Below are 250 nucleotides of genomic sequence, written 5' to 3'. Positions count from 1 at the left end.
CGGACCGGTGCCGCTGTTGAGCGCATCGAGGAAGGCGACGGTTGCGGTATCGGGCGTGTTCGGGGTGGCGTGCGTGTTCATCGTGATTCTCCTTTCCGTGTGGTTGAGTGGCTTGCGACGCGATGTCGTGCAGCCGATGGAAAGGAGAATACGGATCGGGAGATATTTGCGAAATAGAATTGTTTGAAACCAATCATTGCATAAATGCAATGATTGGGTGCCGCTTCAGGGCTTGGGCCATCGCCACGCT

Annotated in this window: 1 protein-coding gene; it reads left to right on the top strand. The window is 55.6% G+C overall.

The window, feature by feature from the left end; all coding sequences use genetic code 11:
• On the top strand, positions 1 to 187 hold a 187-nt coding region (locus U5A57_RS41565), incomplete at its 5' end, for a hypothetical protein (protein WP_321918151.1).
• Between the last annotated feature and the right edge of the window lie 63 nt (positions 188 to 250).

Origin of the sequence: Paraburkholderia sp. J11-2 (assembly GCF_905220185.1) — a bacterium.
GTDB lineage: Bacteria > Pseudomonadota > Gammaproteobacteria > Burkholderiales > Burkholderiaceae > Paraburkholderia.
This window is presented reverse-complemented; position numbering and strand designations above follow the sequence as displayed.